20 protein-coding genes are annotated in these 19,995 nt (G+C 51.2%); 7 read left to right on the top strand and 13 right to left on the bottom strand.

Annotation, left to right across the window (positions count from 1 at the left end):
• Positions 1 to 66: 66 nt before the first annotated feature.
• From CVU71_17285 to CVU71_17275, 3 genes are all read right to left on the bottom strand, one after another.
• Positions 67 to 957 carry an RNA pseudouridine synthase gene (locus CVU71_17285; GenBank protein ID PKN17283.1) on the bottom strand — a complete coding sequence of 297 codons (891 nt, stop codon included), beginning with the start codon at positions 955 to 957 and terminating at the stop codon, positions 67 to 69.
• The gene (locus CVU71_17280) at positions 950 to 1,201 is read right to left on the bottom strand and encodes a cytoplasmic protein (protein ID PKN17282.1); all 252 of its coding nucleotides are present in this window, start codon (positions 1,199 to 1,201) and stop codon (positions 950 to 952) included. Before CVU71_17280 ends, CVU71_17285 begins: the two co-directional genes overlap by 8 nt.
• A 103-nt stretch (positions 1,202 to 1,304) precedes the next feature.
• Positions 1,305 to 2,939 (bottom strand): glycosyl transferase family 1, encoded by a 1,635-nt coding sequence (locus CVU71_17275; protein PKN17281.1) that lies wholly within the window; start codon positions 2,937 to 2,939, stop codon positions 1,305 to 1,307.
• A 287-nt stretch (positions 2,940 to 3,226) separates the two neighbouring features.
• Here CVU71_17275 and CVU71_17270 point away from each other — a divergent pair, with 287 nt between their 5' ends.
• Complete coding sequence (locus CVU71_17270) at positions 3,227 to 3,820, top strand: MarC family protein (GenBank protein ID PKN17280.1); 594 nt, start codon at positions 3,227 to 3,229, stop codon at positions 3,818 to 3,820.
• Between the two features lie 140 nt (positions 3,821 to 3,960).
• Here CVU71_17270 and CVU71_17265 read toward each other — a convergent pair whose 3' ends face one another.
• The 7 genes from CVU71_17265 to CVU71_17235 all read right to left on the bottom strand — a co-directional run bounded on the left by CVU71_17265 (position 3,961) and on the right by CVU71_17235 (position 8,415).
• Positions 3,961 to 4,173 carry a transporter gene (locus CVU71_17265; protein PKN17279.1) on the bottom strand — a complete coding sequence of 71 codons (213 nt, stop codon included), beginning with the start codon at positions 4,171 to 4,173 and terminating at the stop codon, positions 3,961 to 3,963.
• Between the two features lie 407 nt (positions 4,174 to 4,580).
• The gene (locus tag CVU71_17260) at positions 4,581 to 4,829 is read right to left on the bottom strand and encodes an FmdB family transcriptional regulator (GenBank protein ID PKN17278.1); all 249 of its coding nucleotides are present in this window, start codon (positions 4,827 to 4,829) and stop codon (positions 4,581 to 4,583) included.
• A 107-nt stretch (positions 4,830 to 4,936) separates the two neighbouring features.
• On the bottom strand, positions 4,937 to 5,635 hold the full coding sequence (locus CVU71_17255) for a hypothetical protein (GenBank protein PKN17277.1): 699 nt from the start codon (positions 5,633 to 5,635) through the stop codon (positions 4,937 to 4,939).
• 152 nt (positions 5,636 to 5,787) lie between these two features.
• Positions 5,788 to 6,630: an EamA family transporter gene (locus CVU71_17250; protein PKN17276.1), complete on the bottom strand. Its 843-nt coding sequence runs from the start codon at positions 6,628 to 6,630 to the stop codon at positions 5,788 to 5,790.
• A gap of 90 nt (positions 6,631 to 6,720) precedes the next feature.
• Complete coding sequence (locus tag CVU71_17245; GenBank protein ID PKN17275.1) at positions 6,721 to 7,323, bottom strand: hypothetical protein; 603 nt, start codon at positions 7,321 to 7,323, stop codon at positions 6,721 to 6,723.
• Positions 7,324 to 7,340: 17 nt separating this feature from the next.
• Positions 7,341 to 7,943, bottom strand: a complete 603-nt coding sequence (locus CVU71_17240) for a hypothetical protein (protein PKN17274.1) — start codon at positions 7,941 to 7,943, stop codon at positions 7,341 to 7,343.
• Positions 7,944 to 7,995: 52 nt separating this feature from the next.
• Complete coding sequence (locus tag CVU71_17235; GenBank protein PKN17273.1) at positions 7,996 to 8,415, bottom strand: hypothetical protein; 420 nt, start codon at positions 8,413 to 8,415, stop codon at positions 7,996 to 7,998.
• A 166-nt stretch (positions 8,416 to 8,581) separates the two neighbouring features.
• On the opposite strand from CVU71_17235, the gene CVU71_17230 reads away from it, so the two are divergent.
• Both CVU71_17230 and CVU71_17225 read left to right on the top strand, forming a co-directional pair.
• Positions 8,582 to 9,886: a hypothetical protein gene (locus CVU71_17230; GenBank protein ID PKN17272.1), complete on the top strand. Its 1,305-nt coding sequence runs from the start codon at positions 8,582 to 8,584 to the stop codon at positions 9,884 to 9,886.
• Entirely contained in the window at positions 9,883 to 10,932 is a 1,050-nt protein-coding gene (locus CVU71_17225) for a hypothetical protein (protein PKN17271.1), read from the top strand. Before CVU71_17230 ends, CVU71_17225 begins: the two co-directional genes overlap by 4 nt.
• A 44-nt stretch (positions 10,933 to 10,976) precedes the next feature.
• Here CVU71_17225 and CVU71_17220 read toward each other — a convergent pair whose 3' ends face one another.
• From CVU71_17220 to CVU71_17210, 3 genes are all read right to left on the bottom strand, one after another.
• On the bottom strand, positions 10,977 to 11,651 hold the full coding sequence (locus CVU71_17220) for a hypothetical protein (protein ID PKN17270.1): 675 nt from the start codon (positions 11,649 to 11,651) through the stop codon (positions 10,977 to 10,979).
• A gap of 146 nt (positions 11,652 to 11,797) precedes the next feature.
• Positions 11,798 to 12,934 carry a 4Fe-4S ferredoxin gene (locus tag CVU71_17215; GenBank protein ID PKN17269.1) on the bottom strand — a complete coding sequence of 379 codons (1,137 nt, stop codon included), beginning with the start codon at positions 12,932 to 12,934 and terminating at the stop codon, positions 11,798 to 11,800.
• A gap of 51 nt (positions 12,935 to 12,985) precedes the next feature.
• Complete coding sequence (locus CVU71_17210; protein ID PKN17268.1) at positions 12,986 to 15,796, bottom strand: hypothetical protein; 2,811 nt, start codon at positions 15,794 to 15,796, stop codon at positions 12,986 to 12,988.
• Between the two features lie 211 nt (positions 15,797 to 16,007).
• Between CVU71_17210 and CVU71_17205 the strand changes: the two genes are divergently transcribed.
• From CVU71_17205 to CVU71_17190, 4 genes are all read left to right on the top strand, one after another.
• Positions 16,008 to 16,838 carry a hypothetical protein gene (locus CVU71_17205; protein PKN17267.1) on the top strand — a complete coding sequence of 277 codons (831 nt, stop codon included), beginning with the start codon at positions 16,008 to 16,010 and terminating at the stop codon, positions 16,836 to 16,838.
• A 68-nt stretch (positions 16,839 to 16,906) separates the two neighbouring features.
• Complete coding sequence (locus tag CVU71_17200; protein PKN17266.1) at positions 16,907 to 17,632, top strand: hypothetical protein; 726 nt, start codon at positions 16,907 to 16,909, stop codon at positions 17,630 to 17,632.
• 127 nt (positions 17,633 to 17,759) lie between these two features.
• Positions 17,760 to 18,383 (top strand): formylmethanofuran dehydrogenase, encoded by a 624-nt coding sequence (locus CVU71_17195; GenBank protein ID PKN17265.1) that lies wholly within the window; start codon positions 17,760 to 17,762, stop codon positions 18,381 to 18,383.
• A gap of 206 nt (positions 18,384 to 18,589) precedes the next feature.
• Positions 18,590 to 19,963 carry a hypothetical protein gene (locus tag CVU71_17190; protein PKN17264.1) on the top strand — a complete coding sequence of 458 codons (1,374 nt, stop codon included), beginning with the start codon at positions 18,590 to 18,592 and terminating at the stop codon, positions 19,961 to 19,963.
• Positions 19,964 to 19,995 lie beyond the last annotated feature (32 nt).

Below are 19,995 nucleotides of genomic sequence, written 5' to 3'. Positions count from 1 at the left end.
AAAGGTTATGACAGAAAGACATCTCTTACGCATTACATTAGTTCCATTTCCGAATTGCTGAAGCCGCTATCCGAACAGTATTTCAAAACATGCCGGAACCGGCGTTTCAAAATGCATGCGTTTGCCGGTGGCCGGGTGGAAAAATTCCAGAATCCCGGCATGCAGCCCCAGACGGCGGATCGGATTGGTTAATGCCCCGTATTTTTTATCACCGGCGATGCTGTGGCCGATGTCCTGAAGATGAACCCTTATCTGGTTTTTTCTGCCGGTTTCCAAAGCAACTTCCAGCAGTGAGTATCGCGCATTACTTTTCAAAACACGATATCGGGTAACCGCTTTTTGTCCGTTTTCCGCTGTGCCGGATGAATACATTTTCAATGATTTGTTTTCTTTAAGCGTAGAAACGATTTTGCCTTCCGCTTTATGGACATGGCCTTCAACTACGGCATAATATATCCGCTTCGTAACAACAGCATCCCAGTTATCCTGCAATTTCTGCTGAATTGCCTTATCCTTTGCAAACATCATGACGCCGGAGGTGTCACGATCAAGACGATGCACAACATAAAGCTGGGCGTCATTAGAAAATTTTTTAACATGACTTTTTAAAATACTGAAGGCTGTTTCACCGGTTTCTTTTTCGCTGGCGACCGAGAGGAGTCCCGCTGACTTTTCAATGACCATCAGATGTTCATCTTCATAGATCAGATTCATTTTCCGGAGCGTCGTGTTCTGTGACGCCTTCTTTTTCAGGACCATGACATCCATTCCCGGTTCGAGCTGATAATTAAACCAGGTGACGATCTGACTTGCGATCATGATCTGCTTTTGTTCAAGAAGCGCTTTTACGGATTTTCTGCTCCGGTCAGGAAATGATTCACAGAGAAATTCAAGCAGCTTGACCGGACGTGTGACGCGCAGCGTGGATTGGGTGTCTTTTTGATTTATTTTATTCATTGAAGTGATCCATCTTTTTTAACAGAGGGTCGTCTTTCATGAAGATGTTGGTGGTTTCCGTCTCGTCATCATAAACAAGAACGGCCCAACCGCTTTCCAGTTTTTGCTTTACCTGTTTGAATTTTGTTTCAGGGGAAGCCTCAATTGCCCCGTAATCAGTTCCATCTCTGGTAATAAATTCGTCGATTACACCCTTTAAGGCTTCAGCACTCAGCTGATCGACCGGTATTTTGTGGATGGCCATTTAAATCTGCTCCGAGGTTGTTGCTGATCCTTGTACGCCATGGCGTCAAACGTCGCGCCTTATGCGGGTGTGCGGATGGTATCATTTCCGCAAGTCATTCTGTTTAAGCCGCCCGGTGTTCCCGTCCGGTCTTTTCCAGGTAGTATTCGTAATGGCCGTTGTAGATCCGCATCTCGCCGTGATCAATTTCAAAAACGCGGTTAATGAGGCAGCGCAGAAAGTGGCGGTCGTGGCTGACCAAGACGACGGTGCCGGTAAAGTTTTGCAGCGCGGCAAGCAGCGTTTCACGTGACTGGATATCAAGATGATTGGTCGGCTCATCCAGGATCAACAGGTTAATCGGCTGCACCAGCATGGTTGCCAGAACCACGCGGCTTTTTTCTCCGCCGGACAATTTGTCGATCCGCTTGTAAATATCATCCCCGTGAAACAGGAAAGCAGCGCAAAGGTTGCGCAGGGTGCCCAGATGCGCCTGGGGCATGGCATCCTGTACGGTTTCGAGCACGGTTTTCTGCGGCTGCAGGATATCCATGGCATGCTGACTGAAATAGCCGGGATAAACGTTGGCGCCCAGATTCAAACTGCCGGATGAAGGCGCGGCCTGACCGGCCAGCACTTTTAAGAAGGTAGACTTGCCTGCGCCGTTGACACCCACGACGGCGATTTTATCCTGCCTTCGGATCATGCCGCTGACGCCGCCAAAAACCGATTTTTCGCCTCCGTCGGGGCGGGGCCATACTTTGCCAAGCCCGTCGAGCTTGACCACATCATCGCCGCTGCGCGGAGGCTCGGCAAATTCAAATTTGATGCTGCGCTGTTCGGGCGGGATTTCGATGCGCTCGATTTTATCAATCTTCTTGATGCGCGACTGCACCTGCGACGCGTGTGAGGCCCGCGCGGCAAAACGGGCGATGAAATCTTCTTCCTTGGCCAGCATTTCCTGCTGGCGGCGGTGGCTGGCCAGAAGCTGTTCGCGCCTTATTTCCCGTTCACGCAGATAAAAGTCGTAATTGCCGCTGTAAGTTGTGATGGTGCGGTTGGCTACTTCAATAATGCGGGTGACGACCCGGTTCATAAATTCGCGGTCGTGGCTGGTCATCAAGAGCGCGCCCTTAAATGACGTGGAGAGCCATTCCTCCAGCCAGATGATTGATTCCACATCCAGATGGTTGGTGGGTTCATCCAGTAAAAGGACATCGGGATTGATGGAAAGAATTTTGGCCAGCGCGATGCGCATCTTCCAGCCGCCGCTGAATGTTTCCACGGGGTGATGGTAGTCGTCGGGGCCGATGCCCAGGCCGGTCAGGATGGTTTGCGCGCGGCTTTCCAGATCGTAACCGTCGCGATGCTCAAATTCGGCCTGAATGTTCCCATAGCGTTCCAAGAGGCCGGCCATGTCTTCTTCGCTTTGCGGTTCGCACATGGCCGCTTCCATCTCCTGAATTTGGACACCCAGTTTCACGACATCTTCCGAAGCGGAGATGACTTCCTCAAGCGCCGAGCGGCCGGACATGGCGCCGACATCCTGTGAAAAATAGCCGCAAACGGTATTGCGGGCTTTGGTGATTTCGCCTTCGTCAAACTCTTCTTCGCCCATGATCAGGCGGAAAATGCTGGTTTTGCCCGCGCCGTTGGGGCCAACCAGGCCCGAGCGTGAGCCGGGCAGTATCTGAAAACTGGCATTTCGAAACAGGATCTGCGGACCGTGTTGTTTGGAAATGCCGCTGAAATGAATCATATTGTGCGACCCTCTTTTTTAAGTGGCGGATGGGTAACATATCCCTGATGGCGCTGCAAGGAGATTTAATCCCGCTGTTGCGGGACGAGTGTTAATTCGCCGCAGCTTGCTGTGATATAAAGACGTTCATCCCTACCTCGACCGCTTGCTGCACGGTGGTTGATCCATGCTGATATTGCAGCATTTCTTGAACGGGCGCTCGAGTGGACTGTTGTTTAACCTATTGACGGAATGTGCTACGATGCAAATATTGGTATAAAGTGTGTTTACGGAAAGGTGCGAATTCAATGAAATCATTCTGGTTATGTTTTGTGCCGCTGTTTGTGGCCGTTGACGCCATAGGACTTTTGCCGCTCTTTATTAATTTGACCGAAGGCATTGAAAAAAAGCAAATTCGAAAAATTATCATTCAATCGATGATCACGGCACTGGTGGTGGCTATTGTTTTCATCGCCGTGGGTACGGCTATTTTCCGGCTTCTGAATATTACTGTTGCTGATTTTATGATCGCGGGCGGCACGCTTCTTTTTGTTATTTCCATCCGTGATATCCTTGCCGGCGAGAAAAAAATCAATATTGTCGATCTGGACAGTGTCGGGGCCGTGCCGATCGGCGTTCCCCTGATTACGGGCCCCGCCGTACTGACTACGTCCCTGCTGCTGATTAATGAGCACAGCGCGGTGATTACATCGCTTGCTATTGCCGCCAACATTTTAATTGTGGGCGTCATGTTTTTCATGGCGCCGTTGATTAACCGGGTGCTGGGCAAAACCGGTTCAAAAGCCATATCCAAAATCATCAGCCTGCTTCTGGCAGCCATCGGCGTGATGATTGTCCGCAGAGGCATCGCCATGTTTATCGCCGGGGGAATTCAGTCTTAACTCATGTGCCCGCGCAACGTTGACAGGACGATGTTTTGCGGACGCAAACCCGTGCGCTGCGGCGGAAAAATTTCCGCCGCTTTCATCTGTGATATGTTTATTTTCCGCGTCCGGCGAGGCTGTGATCCTGTAAAATTATATTAACCGGGCGTATACTTGAACGACACCCGCATTTTTACGCGATATTCCACCACTTTGTTTTTATCAACCCGCATATCCAGTTCCTTGATTTCCGCAATCCGGATGTCTTTAAGGCTCTTTGCCGCCGTTTCCACGGCTTTTTTAGCCGCGTCTTCCCATGACTTTTCACTGCCCCCGATAATCTCAATGACTTTATAAATGCTGCTCATCATCTTTCTCCTTTCTCTTTAGCGGGTTGAAAGTCTCTAAACGTTGCACACCGGTCTTCTCGGCCGGCAATAATGGATAAAGCAGGGCCTTTCCTCAGAAATGTTTATGCCGTAAGTCCGTTATCCGCAATGAAAAGGCGATGTAAGAGCGACGGCGATGAAAACAAATGTGAAATGTTCAAAGAAATGTCAGTGACGAAAATGCTGTGTGAAAATTATCTGTAACCGGTGGCTGCCAGCATAAGGCGGCGCAGGAGAATTGAGGGGAAGTGGTGTCAATATTGATCAGATCTTGCGGTAATTATACCTCTTTTAAGAGAAACGTCAAACAGGGAATAAAAACCGGCCTGCTGCTTGCGGTGAACCGGTTTTTATTGAGGAATCCTGTGAATCTTTCCCTATCGAACGGCCTAATGCCCGCAGGAAGAACAGTTTGATGAGGAGCAGGAAGAGCAACCGGAACTGCTGGGGGCGCTGCTGCTCACGGAACCGCCGGAACGAAGGGCCCCATACTTGCCTTTTCCGACTCTGGAGATTATTTTGCTGGTTTTCTTTGATTTGCACTTCGGACAGACGGCTTTCGGTTTTTCGCTCAAGCTCAGCGTAACCACTTCGAATTGTTTTTTGCATTTATCGCATTGATATTCGTAAATCGGCATAACATTACATCCTTGCATGTATTTGATTTAATCTAGAGATTATAACGGAAAATGTCAAGACCTGTCAGGCGATTCCCACGGAAATTGTCCACTGGAGTCTTGATCATCTATTTTTGCGCTTTTACGATAACATAGGGGCAAGTGGCCACCCGTTGACATTCAACATGGCGAAAACCCGCTTCGTGAACGGCGGCGGCCAATGTTGATTCCGAATAGCTCTGTCCGAAAACGACATGACGCAACCCCCAGAAAAGAAGTCTGTCGGGTATAAACCAGACTCTGAACCGGCTGAGAAACTGCCGGAGAGCGTCATCTGTCGCCCCCTGATCGGTCTCCGAGATGATCAGCTGGCCGCCGGGTTTGAGAACGCGGTGGATTTCCCTCAGACCCTGAAGAGCGTCCGGCCAGTGCTTGATGGATCCGACGCTGACAGCGGCGTCAAAGAGATCATCCTGAAAACCGATATTCATTACATTGATCCGGCTGAAAGAACAATTCACGATTTTCATTTGCTGGCGGTGTTTTTCCGCTTCACGAACCTGCATAAAAGAATAATCGATTCCCGTAATCATGGCCCGGGGATTTTTCACGGCCAGCATGAAGGAAATATAACCCCGGCCTGAACCCGCATCGAGAATACGGGCATTTCCCTGAATCTGCAGCTCCTGGGTGATATGGGCATACAGCTCGACAACGGCGTTATAAATCCGCCGGTTGTATATGGACCCCATCACATCCCAAACCAGGCGTGAATCGCGAATATGAGTAAACAGCTTGATAATCCAGGAAGGTTGCCTTGTGGTCATCGGGGAGCTCCATCTTGCGTGATTGATTGCGGAATATTTAAATATGCGGTCATTCCATGCCCTTTTTAAGTTTTGCTGGCGGACGCTATCATGAAAGTGAAAACGCCGTCAAGCACAGGCCGCGATGACAAAAAAAGCAATGATGCAAGGTCTCAGGACATTTTGATGGCGACGGCTCCCGCCACAATCATGATAATGGACAGAATCCTCACCGGAGTAACCCGTTCCTTCAGGATCAGGACGGAAAAAATGGTGCCGAAGAGAATGGACGCCTCACGCAGCGCGGCCACCAGCGCAACCGGTGCGTAAGTCATGGCCCAGAGGGCTATGCCGTAAGAGGCAAAAGTAAACGAGCCGCCGATCAGGCTTTTCTTCCAGTTCTTAATGATCCGGACGAAAACCTGGCGTCCTTCCATCACCGGCATGGCCACCAGAAAAAATAAGGCCAGCAGAGAGAGCATCCAGCCGGTATAGCTGAAGGCGTGTCCGGAAAGCCGCGCGCCCCGGGCATCCACCAGAGTGTAGATCACGATGATCGCCGCCTCCCCGATGGCCAGCAGAACGGGCGCGGCCTTGAATTTTTCAGATAAACGGAAATCCGCCATCAGCGTTAAGGCTCCGGCGGACACCAGCGCGACACCCATCCATCCCGCGGGAGACAATGACTCCTGAAACAAGACGGAAGCGGCAAGAGCTGTCAATACGGGCGGCAGGCCGCGCATGAGCGGATAAACCAGACTCATGTCTCCTTTTTTATAGGCCGCAAGCAACACGCCGAAATAAAAAATGTGAATGACAACGGAAGCCCCGAGATAAGGCCAGCTCGCGGCAAGCGGCAGAGGAACAAACGGCAGGAACACCACTCCGATGACGGCGCTTCCCGCAATAATCAATATCGTGTTCGATGAATTGCCCGACTCTGCTTTAATCAGGACATTCCAGCCGGCGTGCAGGGCGGCCGCCAAAAGAATAAGTAGAACAATGCTCCACTGCAATTTAGTTTGCTCCCCGGCTGATTAAGATGACTGATCCAATGAAACAGCGTGGAATACCTTTAAGCCATCATGTTTTCTTTTTCAATCAAATTAATGGCGTCTTTTTTTTGTTAAACTGTATGCCTGCGCGTAATATGTGCCAAATCCCAGTACTTTTCTTTTCCGGATTATTTTAAAGCAGTTATTGACCAGTTCATTTTCAAGCAAAGCCAGACTGAAATCTGATTCAGGATGCCCGTAATGAAAAAACCTGTCGCAATATCCGATGATATTTTTATCCGGTTCTTCAATGAACAATTTGCCGCCGTTCGTGAGAACCCTCCGGCATTCTTTAATCACTTCGCGCCATCGGGGTATGTGATGGAGGATTCCGAAGATCGCAATAATGTCCCGGCTATGGGAAGGAATTTCATTCATGTCCGCGGCATCCATCGTCTTGAATGCATATTCGGAAAGATGCCATTGTCCGGTAAGCGCTATTTGCTCCGGCATCAGATCGACACCGAGATAAGACTTTGGCTGTAAGGTTGAAAGCAGTATCGTGCCATAGCCTGAACCGCAGCCGATCTCCAGAATGTTTTTGTGTTTGTCCACTAATCCCAGCGACCTGAAATTCCGGAATTCCACGTGTTTCTGAAAAAACCGGCGCACGGGATTATTCATGGCTTTAAATTCAATGTCACTTAATCTCATGATGCAGCCTCCCTGTATCAAAAATATCGATGAACCTGTGTCATGTATTCACGATAATGATTGCCGTATCTTGCATTCAAAAAGGCTTCTTCCTGGCGGATCTGAAAATGAAAGCCGCAGGCCATCCCGATAAAACACAAAAGGAAAAACAGGTTGCTGCAGATCAGGAACGTGCCTAGAAAATACATGTCCATGGAAAGAAAGATCGGGTTGCGCGACACTGAAAAAACACCGGTGGTGATTAACCCGCCCGGCGCCACAGTGTCAATGCCGATGCGCCACGAGGTTTTGAAGGAGACCAGCGAACCGATAAACAGGAGTATGCCGGCGCTGATCATGAAGACTCCGGCGGATTGCACGAGTGCGCCGGTGAAAAACGGTTTTGTCACCAGGTCCGGAAGAAACTGAACTTTCAAGTTGAGTGAGTGGATAAAAATCTGCAGGAGCCACAGCGGGAAAAATATCAGAAAACTTTTTTCCAGAAGGGCAGGGAATCCTTTTTTTCCACTGCCCAGTCTGATGACTTCGGTGCCCTTTCTTTTCAACCAGAAAGTCCTTCCGAAGAATATCGAAAGGAAAACCATGAGCGAACCCATCTGAAAATAATCAACGTAATTCATAGGACCCTCCAGTTATTTAGTTAGTATAAACTAACTATTAATGCAAAAAAATTTATTTGTTCGCGACCACCTTATTTAAAAGAGAGACCAGTGCTTTAAGATCCTTTTCGTCCAGACGGCTGATGAAAAGACCGGCGATCCTTTGATGGGTTTCGTTATGCATCTTGACCAGCTTTTTTCCTTTTGCGGAAAGATGGACATGAAACGAACGCCGGTCTTCATCAGACTGGCATTTCTCGACATATCCTTTATCCGTGAGTTTATCCACAATCGCCGTGACGGACGGCTTGCTCAGCTTTAACGTTCTGGCAATCTCACCTAATGTGGGATGTCCCAGATGGCTGATTGCATCGATATACGCAATCTGACGTGCGGTAAAACCCTCCTCGGCGTATTGCTGGATAAACTGGATTTCCCAGTCGCCGATCAGTTTGGTGATGATTTCAATCAACTCTACCAGGGAATAAGGCATAAACCCTCTCTGTAATTAGTTAGCGTGAACTAAATATATGGCTGATTGGATATTGTCAAGAAAAAAATCATCAGATCTTTATTATCGGTTATTTCCGGAATGAGACAATGCTTTCCTACGCTTTTAAAAGATGCTAAAATTAAATCGTTGATCAGGCTTGGGGGGTATGATGGATGCAATAGTGATCGGGTCAGGTTACGCCGGGATGAGCGCCGCGGCGCTTCTGGCCCATGCCGGGAAGAAAGTCCTTGTTCTGGAAGCATCGGGTGTGATCGGCGGGAGGGCTCACGCCTCGCGGGACGAGAAAGGCTATATCCGCGAATACGGAGCGCATTCACACCGGCTTGGGCATCTGGGCATCGCCAATGAGGTGTTCAAAAGACTCGGTGAAGGAATTGATTTTTTGCCCGGGGTGAAAGACGCCAAACTGATCTTCAAAAACAAGCTGTGGGAAAGGCCGGAAGGCCCCATGGGCTTTTTGAAAACGCCCATGCTGTCCTTTCGGGCAAGGCTTGCGCTTCTGGCATTGCTTTCCCGAATCAAGAAGGCCGATCCCGCCAGGTGGTATGACAAAACCCTGATCGAATTTTATAAAACGTCATTTCAGCATCCCGAGGTTGAATCCTTTTTGCCCTTTCTGGGCATGACCATTATGTGCCCCGATCCTCATAAGGTCAGCGCCGGCGAAGTGATTGATTTTCTGCAAAGGGCGCTTGCAGCAGGCGTTGGCGTGGGCGAGCCCCGGGGCGGCTCTCTGCGAATATTCACCACACTGAGGAAATACATTACGCAAAACGGCCGGATTCATCTGCATGAAAAAGCTGAAAAAATTATGGTCGAGAACGGATTGGCGACGGGCGTTAAAACGGGCAAGGCGACCTACCGGGCCGACCACATCATCTTTGCCGCCCGGTTGCCGCTGGTTCTTGAACTGATCGACCATTCACTCCTGCCTGCGGCCACCCTGGATTATGCAAAAAATATTGAAAGCAGCGCCGGCTTTATCATCGATTTTATAACAGACAAGCCGGTAACCCATATCCGCTCGGGCATTCTGGGGGTCGATGTCCCGATCTGGGCGCGCTTTCAGTCCAGCGCCGACAGCTCGTTTACGCCTCGCGGCAAATACCTGTCCACCTGGGGAATCATGCTGCCATGGCATTTTGACGGCGATCATCACGCGGTGAGGGAGGCGGAAGAGAAACTGAAAAATACCATATCGGCTGTCTTTCCGAATTTTCTGCCGATGGTTGTCGAGCAAAGAAAGATCGTTGCGACGGTGATGAACGGCAATGTTCTGACGCCGGCCCAGTCCAGGCCCCGCCGGCCGGACATCCAGTGTCCTGCCATACGGGCGCTTTATTTTATCGGAGACACGGTTAGAGGCGACGGCTGTTCCGGCGACATCAGTTTTTCCTCAGCAATGAAAGCCGTGGATATCATCCTGGGGACTGGGCAAAGACAATCATGAATCCGGAAACTATTGCAAAAACACTGATCCAGGCGTTAACCGCATTCGAAGCGGGGCTGCGCAGACTGAACCCCGTGGTCCTGTCTGAAATCAGAGAGGGGCTTCTTGTTTATCTTGAACCGCTTGCCGGGGCGCGACAACTTCTTGTTGCCGCCGATAAAGCTTCCGTGGATGAGAATGTATTAAATGCGCTTTTGCGCACCTGTGATTTTACGATCGGCGCCGTCAGAAAGTTTGCCGATGAGGAAGACCTGCAGGCCGCTTACATATCAGCCCTGCGGGCGTCACGAAAATACTGCCGCGCGCTGGAGGCGCTGTTTCCCCTTTGCGCCGTATTGCCTGAAGTGAACCGGTACTTTCTGGAAGACAAAAACAGCCCGCTTTCACAACCCGGGCTGAAAGCCGAAAATGCCGATGCCGGTCTTTTTCATATCGGTTCTGACCGGGACTTGCATGCCCGGGGCGGCTATTCTCTCTATATTCCGGAAACCTGCACGCCGGGGCGCTCCTGGCCGCTTGTTGTGGCCCTCCATGGCGGATACGGCCATGGACGGGATTTCATCTGGACATGGCTCCGCTTTGCCCGCAGCAGAGGGTTTGTTCTTTTCGCGCCCACCTCGCAGGCCATGACCTGGTCAATCACCAATGTGAAAGTCGATAAACAGGTGTTGGATCGTCATCTGGAACAAGTCAGTTCTCGCGTCCCAATTGACCGGTCCCGCATGCTCCTTACCGGAATGTCCGACGGCGGAACTTATGCTCTTGCCCTGGGAATCTCCGGGAACAGTTCCTATCCGGCCATTGCTCCCGTTTCCTGCGCGCTGCCCCCGGTGGATTTACGATATGCGAAAGGAAAACGTATCCTGTGGGTGCATGGCGCGCAGGACTGGATTTTTCCGGTGAACTGGGCGGTTCAGGCCAGCCGGATTTTGCAGCAGGCCGGGGCTGATATCAAACTGAAGGTTATCGAGGATCTCTCGCATACTTATCCGCAGGAGGCGAATGAGATGATTCTGAATTGGTTTGGAACAGGCGGTATCCGTTAGCAGGGCATCCCGGAGACCTGTCCGGGGCTGGGGAAAGCTGTGTTCTAGAATGTGATCGATTTCTGGACGCTCGCAATGTATTGTCTGACCTTGTCCATACAGTTGCTGTCTGTCTGATTGTCTATGGTGTTGAATGCAGCGCCGATGCTCAGGCAGTTGCTTTCCTGCTGAATATTCTTCGTCGTGGCCGTCAGGGTTACCGTTTCGCTGATCTCGCTTCCCATATCCGCAGTGATTGTGATGGCACAGCCAATGGCATACAGGGATGAAGGCGCGTGGGCAACGTCGGAGATGATCAGGCGGCATCCGGACAGGCTGATGTCCTGGATGCTGATGGGCAGGGAAATACCGTCGACCGTGACCTGTCCGTTTAGAATGCACGACAATCGTTTTTGCCCCCGTAAATTGATTTCTTCCGCTGATTCCGGATAAGACAGGATCAGCAGAGGGAACGGCGCCTTGATGAGTCCGATCATCGTGCAGCGGAAACCATAGATCATCCCTTCGTGAAGGTAAGTGACGATGGTGCGGTTTTTTTTGAACAGGCCGGTTTCAATGCCGCCAAGGGCGGGGGGGCGGATAATGAGGAACTTGCCGCGCTCAAAGCCGATGATGGATGTTTTTGCCGAACCGATATTTTCGAACTGAACATTGAGCGAGGTTCCGAATTCCAGCCCTCTGCAGACTTCCCTTGTTTTTTTGTAATTCATAGGCGTCATGCTTCCCTGCGGTTGATCCGTAGATCCTTGATCAGCGTATCTATAAAGAGTAAAGACCCGGATGTCAACCTGCAATCGTCTGTCAGACGACGGACTTTGGCCCGCAGGATGACGTCGTTAATTTTCCGTGCCCCGGACGGTAAAAATCATAAGGGTTTTCCGAAAAGCAGCCGGAGCATATTGACGATCATCTTTTTTCTGCCAGCTCTTTCCATCAGGATGCTTAAATAGAGCATCTCCGTGTTCATCGGCGGTACAGTTACCTTGTCTTTCTTGATCAGTCTTGCGGCTCCGGGCTTGCAGCGGGTGGCGCACAGGCCGCAACCGATGCACCGGTCCAAATCCACCCGGAAGATTTTATCCTCGGGAATGACGGCCTCCATGGGACATCGTTTCACGCAGACGCCGCATCCCGTGCAGGCGGCGGCATCGATGCAGCTGTAATAATTTGTCGCAAAAAAACGGGCGGGACGGGGCTGTTTTTTGGCGGTGGTTAAAACGCCGCAGCAGCAGCCGCAGCAAATGCAGATGCAGTTGGGCTTTTTGGAATTTCCGGGCTGCAGCACCATCCCTTTTTTTTCAGCCATGTCCAGTATGGCGAGGCATTCCTCCCGGGAAATCTTTCTGGCCCGGCCGCGCGCCGCGTAGCTTTCCGATCCGATCAGCAGGCAGACTTCAAAATTATCCGTTTGTTTGCAGGGCTTTCCGATCAGGGCCTCGCCCTGTTTACAGACACAGTTGGTCACATGAAGCGTTTCTGTGGTGTGCGTGATGAAGTGACGCATGTTGTCATAAGTATCAACGATATATTCCGGAACAATCGCCTGCAGATGCGGACTGGTGCGCAGCTGGGGCAGGGATGAGCGAAAAAATTCCGCGTCGAAAGCTTCATCAAAGTAGCGGTGCATCATTTCCACCAGTGTGGGGGTGAGATCGTTGACATGATATTCGAACATGCCGATGGCCAGCATGGCAATGCCGTAGCGCGGCGGGCCGCCGGTGTTTTCCGATCGCCTGATGACGCCTTTCCGGAACATGCCATCGAGTGTTGCCGACAGATCATCATAGGACATTTCCACATGGAACTTATTGCTGAGCCTTTTGCGGATGGAAGAGACGGGGATGGATCGGAGCGTCAGGCACAAAGCAACCTTTGCCTGAAGCGGTGTGAAAAAATATTTCAGAATGTCAATTTCCACGCCGCTTTTGGTTGAAGGATAGCCGATCGGATAGCGGTCCATTTGAACTTGAAGCTGTCTGTATACGGGGTCGCAGGTCAGCATGAAAATATTATGATATCCATTGGCAGTTATTCGTCTTCCGTTTTCCGCTTTTCATGCCGAACGGTCCAGTTCCTTTCGTATGGTTATGCCCAGCTTCTCCATGATATAAGGTTTTCTCAGATAAGCGCCGGCGCCGAGCGCCTGCGCGGTTTGTACGCGATTTGACTCTGAAAAGCCGCTGACGATAATGGCTTTCTGTTTCGGATGGATTTCAAGAATTTTTATATACGTATCCAACCCGTCCATGCCCGGATCCATTATCATATCAAGAACAATCAGGTCAACCCGGCGGGATTTCAGATATTCGACGGCTTCCTCGCCGCTGGCCACCGCGGCAACCCGGTAGTTCAGATTTCCCAGAAGTGTGGAAGCCAGTTCTCTTTGCTCCTTGATATCATCCACGACAAGAATAGATTCATCCTTGCCGATATAGTCGGACAAAGGAATGGCGGCCGATGATTCGGGCAGTTCCTCCCTGGTGACCGGGAAGTACAGGATCATGGCTGTTCCCTTGTTCTTCTTGCTTTCAACGTCGATATATCCTTTATGATCCTTGATGGTGCCCCAGGCGACGGCCAGTCCCAGGCCGGTTCCGCTTCGTCCCATGACTTTTTTCGTGTAGAAGGGTTCGAAGATGTGTTTCAGGTCTTCATCAGCGATGCCTTCACCGGTGTCGGAAACAGTCAGTGCAACATAATCGCCTTCGCGGACGTCATCATATCCATGGACCGGCGCGTCCAGATTTCTGTTTTCCGTCGTCACGGTTAACCGGCCCCCGTTGGGCATGGCTTCTACTGCGTTGGTCAGAAGGTTCATGAACGTTTTGGAAACGTGGGACGTGGAACCTTTGATATTCAGCAGGTCCGGGGCCAGATTGAACTCCATGCGGATCAAGGGATTGGACGTCTGAAGGTTTTCAAATTCCGGCGTTTTCCGGAAATCGGTGATGATGGCATTAAGATTAACAACGCTTTCCGCATGGACGCCTCTGCGGGCCAGTGTCAGAAGGTCCTGAACAATCGCCGCCGCCCGGACGCCGGCCTGCATCATTTTTTCGACATGTTTGTGCAAAGGGCTGTCCTGCGGGAGATTGACCAAAATAAGATCTGCATAGCCGACAAGGATGCCGAGGATATTATTGAGGTCGTGGGCGACGCCGCCGGCCAGCGTTCCGATGGCTTCCATCTTTTCCACCTGCTGCAGACGCTGCTGCAAACGCAGCCGTTCTTCTTCGGCTTTTCTGTGCTCGGTGATGTCTAGTTCGATGCCGTCCCATATAACACTCCCGTCCGGATATTTACGGGGTGATGATATAAAGCGGCGCCAGCGGATATCGCCTGTGGGAAGCCGGATGGGCAGATCGCATTCCAGTTTTGCCATGGTTTTATAAGCCCTGGCTTCGGCTTCCAGAAGTTGAGCGCGATACGCCTCATCGACCTGATCATAGATAAGAGAGGCGTTTTGTTTTACGTCATCCGCTTTCAGGCCATGGAGCCACTCCACGGCAGGGCTCACGTAGGAGAACAATCGCTGTTGCCCGTTTTTGCCGCTGTTGATCTGATAAACCATCCCGTCGGCAATATTCTCGCTTAAGCTGCGCATCTGTTCTTCACTTTCGCGCAGGGCCTCCTCGGACTGCCTGCGTTCCGTAATATCTTCCAGGTAGGCGATGATCAGATCCGGTGGAACATATGAAAATGTGACAATCATGATTCGCGCATGCCGGAAATATTCGGAGCGCAGTTCTTTCTGCACGACTGCCTGGTCCGTATAACAGCGATTCATGTAACCCAGAATGTCGGGTCTGTTTTGATACATTTCCCGGGCTTTCATGTTCACAAACTTTGCGGCGTCACCTCTGGTCAGAACGTTGGCGGCGATGTTAAAATCCTTCAGAATAAAGGTGTCTCCCATTTTTTGCCACGTGAAGGTGGGAACGGGATTTTTCTGATACTGCATCCGGAAGCGGGCTTCGCTTTCGCGCAGGGCCTCCTCTGCCTGTTTGCGATCCGTGATGTCGATGAGTGAGGCGATGCTTTTTCGAGTTCCGGGTATCAGATTGATGTTGAGCAGCGTGTCCCGGAGTTCACCCGATTTTAATCTAAAACGAAATTCATAGCTGTTGATCGCCTTTTCGGGAGATTCCCGCCTTAACCGGTGTTGAGCAATCATCCGCTGGAGGTCTTTTTCGTAAACGAACTCCGTCCACTTTTTTCTTTGTTCGATTTCCTCCCGCGTATAGCCGGTTCGGCATGCGAATTCCTGATTGGCCAGGCTGATGGTCGTATCATCTTCGATGATGATCACGGCCGTGCCGGAATGTTCAAACAGGACGCGCATCTGCTGCTCCCTGTCCTGCAATTGTGTCTCCATGCGCTTGCGTTCGGTGATGTCTTTGGAAGAGCATATTGCCGAAACGGTATCCCCTTTTGCATTCTTGATCGGAGTGATCGTCGTTACATAATACCGGTCGCCGTCCGGCCGCGGAACGCGCACCTCGATAACCTTTTCCACTCCCGTGCGGAAGACCTGGCTAAGCGGGATGAAACGCTTGTCCGCTTCCTCCCTGGGAAAAACATCCCAGATGGTTTTGCCGATGATGTCCTCTACCGGTTTGCCGACGCCCAGGGCAAAAGCTTTGTTGACAAATGTGTATTGTCCTGCCGGGGTGAAGGAAAAAGTAGGGTCGGGTGATTCAGAAAGAAGAATCCGATATTTATTTTCGCTTTCCCGCAGGATTTCGCGGCTGCGAATGAGATCGGCTTCCTTTTCCTCCATCTCCCTGATTTTTTCTTTTAAAGCGGATATTTCGTCGTTCAATTCTTGATTAGTTTTTTCATGTTTGTTCATTGATGCACTCATGAATTTGCTGTTTAAATGAATCAGTGGCGGATCTTACGGCTGGTTTAATGTATCAAATCATTTTTTATTATTCAATGAGTTAATTGCAGCAGGGAGAAGGGGTGAAGATGTTTATTGACGCCAGGCAGGCCATGGGGGTATATTAAGACTATAAGGTCAGGGTAAAAATGAGAATGCCGGATTTGTCAGGAACAGATATTGGTGCGGTTGCATGAACGTGAAGACAATACCTGCCGATGCTACGACCGTGATGCTTTTGAGGCCCTGTCGGGACAGGGGTTTGAAGGACATCGAGGTTCTGCTGGTGCTGAGGAATAGAAAGAGCAGCTTTGTGCCGGGCTATCATGTATTTCCCGGCGGCAGTCTTGATCCTGAAGATTACCAGCCCGGGATAGAACGATTCATCAGGGGCATCGACAGAAACCAGGCCGCCCGAATCCTGACGGACATGTCACAGTCCGAAAAAGCTCTGGGCGCCTGGGTCGCGGGCATTCGCGAGACATTTGAAGAAGTGGGGCTGCTGATGGCCAGGAAAAAAGACGGCACGCCGGTCAACATCTCGACCCAGGAAGAATGCCAAAAGTTCGAAAATTACCGGCGGCTGCTCAACGCGGGAGAAATAAAATTTTCTGAGATGCTGGAAGCGGAAAATCTCTTTCTTCCGGGGGATGCTCTTCACTATTTTTCCCACTGGATTACGCCGGAATTATTTCCCCTGCGTTATGATGTCCGTTTTTTTCTGGCGGAGGCCCCGGGCGGGCAGCCGGTTGCCCACGACGGCGTGGAACTGACGGACCATGTCTGGCTCAGGCCTTCCGCGGCGCTTAAGGATTACGAGGCAGGCAGGATGGACATGGTTCTGCCCCAGATCATCACGCTTCAGGAACTTTCCCGTTTTAAAACGATTGAGGAAGCCCTCGCGGCGGCAAGGAAACGCCATGTTCCCGCCACGCTGACCAGGATCGTGAAGATTGACGGCAGGGACGTGGAAGTCATGCCCGACGGGACTGTTTTTGAAAACCGTCCGCCCGTTTATCCGTGATTTCCGGATGGATAAACGCAGGCAACTCATTGTAAATAATATTTCCGTTGTGCTAAGCTTGCAATCGGATGATGAAGAAACAGAATAGCGCCAATAACAGGCGGATTGATTCCGCAAAGGAGGTTACCATGGAATTAGCTGCTGCAATCAGAGGAAGAAGAAGCATTCGCAAATTCAAATCGCAGGATGTGCCGAAAAGCGTCATTACGGAGATTCTGGATACGGCCCGCTGGTCGCCGTCCTGGGGGAATACGCAGCCCTGGGACTTGTACGTATTAACGGGTGAAACACTGGCGAAGTTTAAAGAAATGAATCTCCGGCAAACGCTGGCCGGCGCGGCGATCGCCTCTGATGTGCCCATGCTGGAGAAATGGCCTGATGCTATGAAAGCGCGTTATGGAGAACTGGGCAAAGTCGTTTTAAGCGCGCAGGGCATCAAACGGGATGATAAGGAGGGGCGGGAAAAATATTATAAGGATATGGTTTCCGCTTTTGACGCCCCCTGTCTGATTCTGGCCTGTATTTCCGCGGAGAATCTCGTTGAATATCAGATGCTGGATGTCGGCATCATCACTCAGACGATCTGTCTGGCCGCGCATGACAAAGGTCTCGGCACCTGTCTTTTAGCCGCCGCCGCGCGTTACTCCGCTGAAATTCGCAAGATTGCGGCGATTCCCGGGAATCAGAAAATTGTGGTAGGCATCGCCCTGGGCTATCCCGATCCATCATTTCCCCTCAATAATTTTGAACGGGACAGAGCAAAACTCGATGAGTTCGTCCATTGGATGGAATGAACAACGAATGACTGATTTCGGGGTGCATCGGAGCGGAGGAAGTTTTTCGTCTGCTCCTTTTTCCACGCACCCTTGTGTCACTGTCAGGTGGCCGGGTCATCCTGGCCAAAGAGGCCGATAGGATTCTATGCCAGCCGCGGATAAAAAACAGCAGATGCCGGATGATCTGAAAAGGTGCGTGGAATTTCACGGACACATCTGTCCCGGCCTGATCTATGGCTATCGCGTAGCCCGGGAGGCCATGAAATTAATGAAGCTCAAGCGCGCCGTTGATGAGGAAGTGGTGGCCGTTTGCGAAAACGATTCCTGCGCCGTCGATGCCCTTCAGGTTTTGCTGGGCACAGCGGCGGGAAAAGGCAATCTGATCATCAGGGATTTCGGGAAGAACGCTTACACGGTGCTGAGCCGCTCGAAGCGTCAGGCCTATCGGTTTTCCCGAAAAACGCATTACGCATACGCGGGGAAAGACAAGAACGCTTTTGACCGGCTTTCGGCTGCGTTGGCCGTCGGGACGGCGACGGAGGATGACCGGCGTGATTTAAGACGTTTGAAGGTGGCTGATCTGCTGGCGCGTCCTTTCACCGAAATCTTTACCGTCGCCCGGGTGCCTTTTGATGAGCCGCTCTACGCGCCGCTCGCGCCATCCGAACCTTGCGCCGGATGCGGCGAAATGACGATGGCGGCCAAGATGGTAAAATTAAACGACGGGAGGCAAGTCTGCATTCCCTGTTCGGAAAAAAGTTGTAAATGATCAAAGCGGGGCGATGTATTAGATGCCCGGACTGTCGTGCTTTTTCCGGTCATGATATCACTGATGGACCGGACCGTTATTCTGATGGTTTTTTCGATAAGAATAACCGGGCAACCGGAGATGTGGATGCTTTGAAAGCAAAACGAAATGCCGTTTGATATCAATTTTTTATCGCCGCCGCTTCCCCATAAACACGTAAGGAACCTATGAAAGATTTCACGGAAGGCAATATTGCCAGCCAGGTCATTGATTTCACACTGCCGATCATGCTCGGCAACGTGCTGATGTCCGTGTATGGCATTATCAACCTGATCTGGGTCGGCAGGCTCCTGGGGCATGAGGCGGTTGCCGCCGTTGCCGCTTCTCTGCCGATCATCATGCTGATGCCCGCGTTTCTCATCGGGCTGGGCATGGCGACCAATGTTCTGATTGCCCAGGCCTTTGGCCGCAAGGACAAGGCCATGCTCAAGAAAATCCTGGCGAATTCCTTTTTTTCTTCGATTTTATTCTGCCTGCTGATTTCCATCATTGCCCTGTTGTTCCGCCGGCAGTTGCTGGAATGGGTGCATGCGCCGCAGGAAATTCAGGAGATGGCCCTGTCTTATCTGACCATCATGATGGCCACGCTGGTCTTTCAATTTTTTATCAACTGGATGACCGGAATGCTGCGGGGCCTGGGGGATGCCAGAACCGTGGTGAAAATCCTCATTATGCTTGCCGTGTTCAATATTGTTTTCGTTCCGCTGTGTATTGCCGGTATCGGCCCTCTGCCGCCTCTGGGCGTGGCCGGTGCGGCATGGGGTACGGCTCTGGCAGCCGTGGCGACCTGCATCATCGGCTACATCTACCTGATACGGTTTAATCCCTATGTCAATATGGGCAACTGGGACTACAGTCTGGACTGGCACATTATCCGGGAGGTATTTGTTATCGGCGTGCCTGCGTCGCTGCAAATGATTGTGTTCAATCTGTCCATTGTCGTCATCGCCGCCCTGGTCAACCGTTACGGCACGGCGGTTACCGCGGCCTTCGGCATTGGCATGCAGATCGACATGCTGGCTTCCATCCCGTTTATCTCCATCGGCATGGCGGCAACCACGATTGCCGGCCAGAATCTCGGCGCGCAAAAGTTGGATCGTGTTTTCCAGACCCTGCGGATATCGGTTTATTTCGGCCTGGCCATTGCCTTTGTCTGCGCCGCCGTGCTGTTTATTTTCCCTCATTACATCGGCTCCATTTTCCTCAAGGAATCGGCGGAAAGCGTTCGGGTGCTGAATATCGTCAGTGATTATTATCATTGGATGGCGTTTATTTTTCCCTGCTTCGCCGTCATCTTCGCCATCCAGGGGGTGCTGCGCAGCGCGGGCGACACCATGGCCCTTCTGGCGCTTTCGTTTATTGCGATGTTTGTTCTTCGCATTCCTCTGGCGTATATACTGGCCGGACCCGCGGGTTTCAAGCAGGACGGCATCTGGATGGCCATGCTGGCGAGCAGTGCGCTGGCTGTCGGGTTGAACTGGCTTTATTATGAGAAAGGCCCATGGAAGGAAAAACGGCTGTTAGGGGCCGTTAAGAAATAACATTTTCACCCATTTCGTTACAGCCCTTATGC

The sequence above is a fragment of the Deltaproteobacteria bacterium HGW-Deltaproteobacteria-6 genome (genome assembly GCA_002840435.1).
In the GTDB taxonomy this organism is placed as follows: Bacteria; Desulfobacterota; Syntrophia; order Syntrophales; family Smithellaceae; genus UBA8904.
This window is presented reverse-complemented; position numbering and strand designations above follow the sequence as displayed.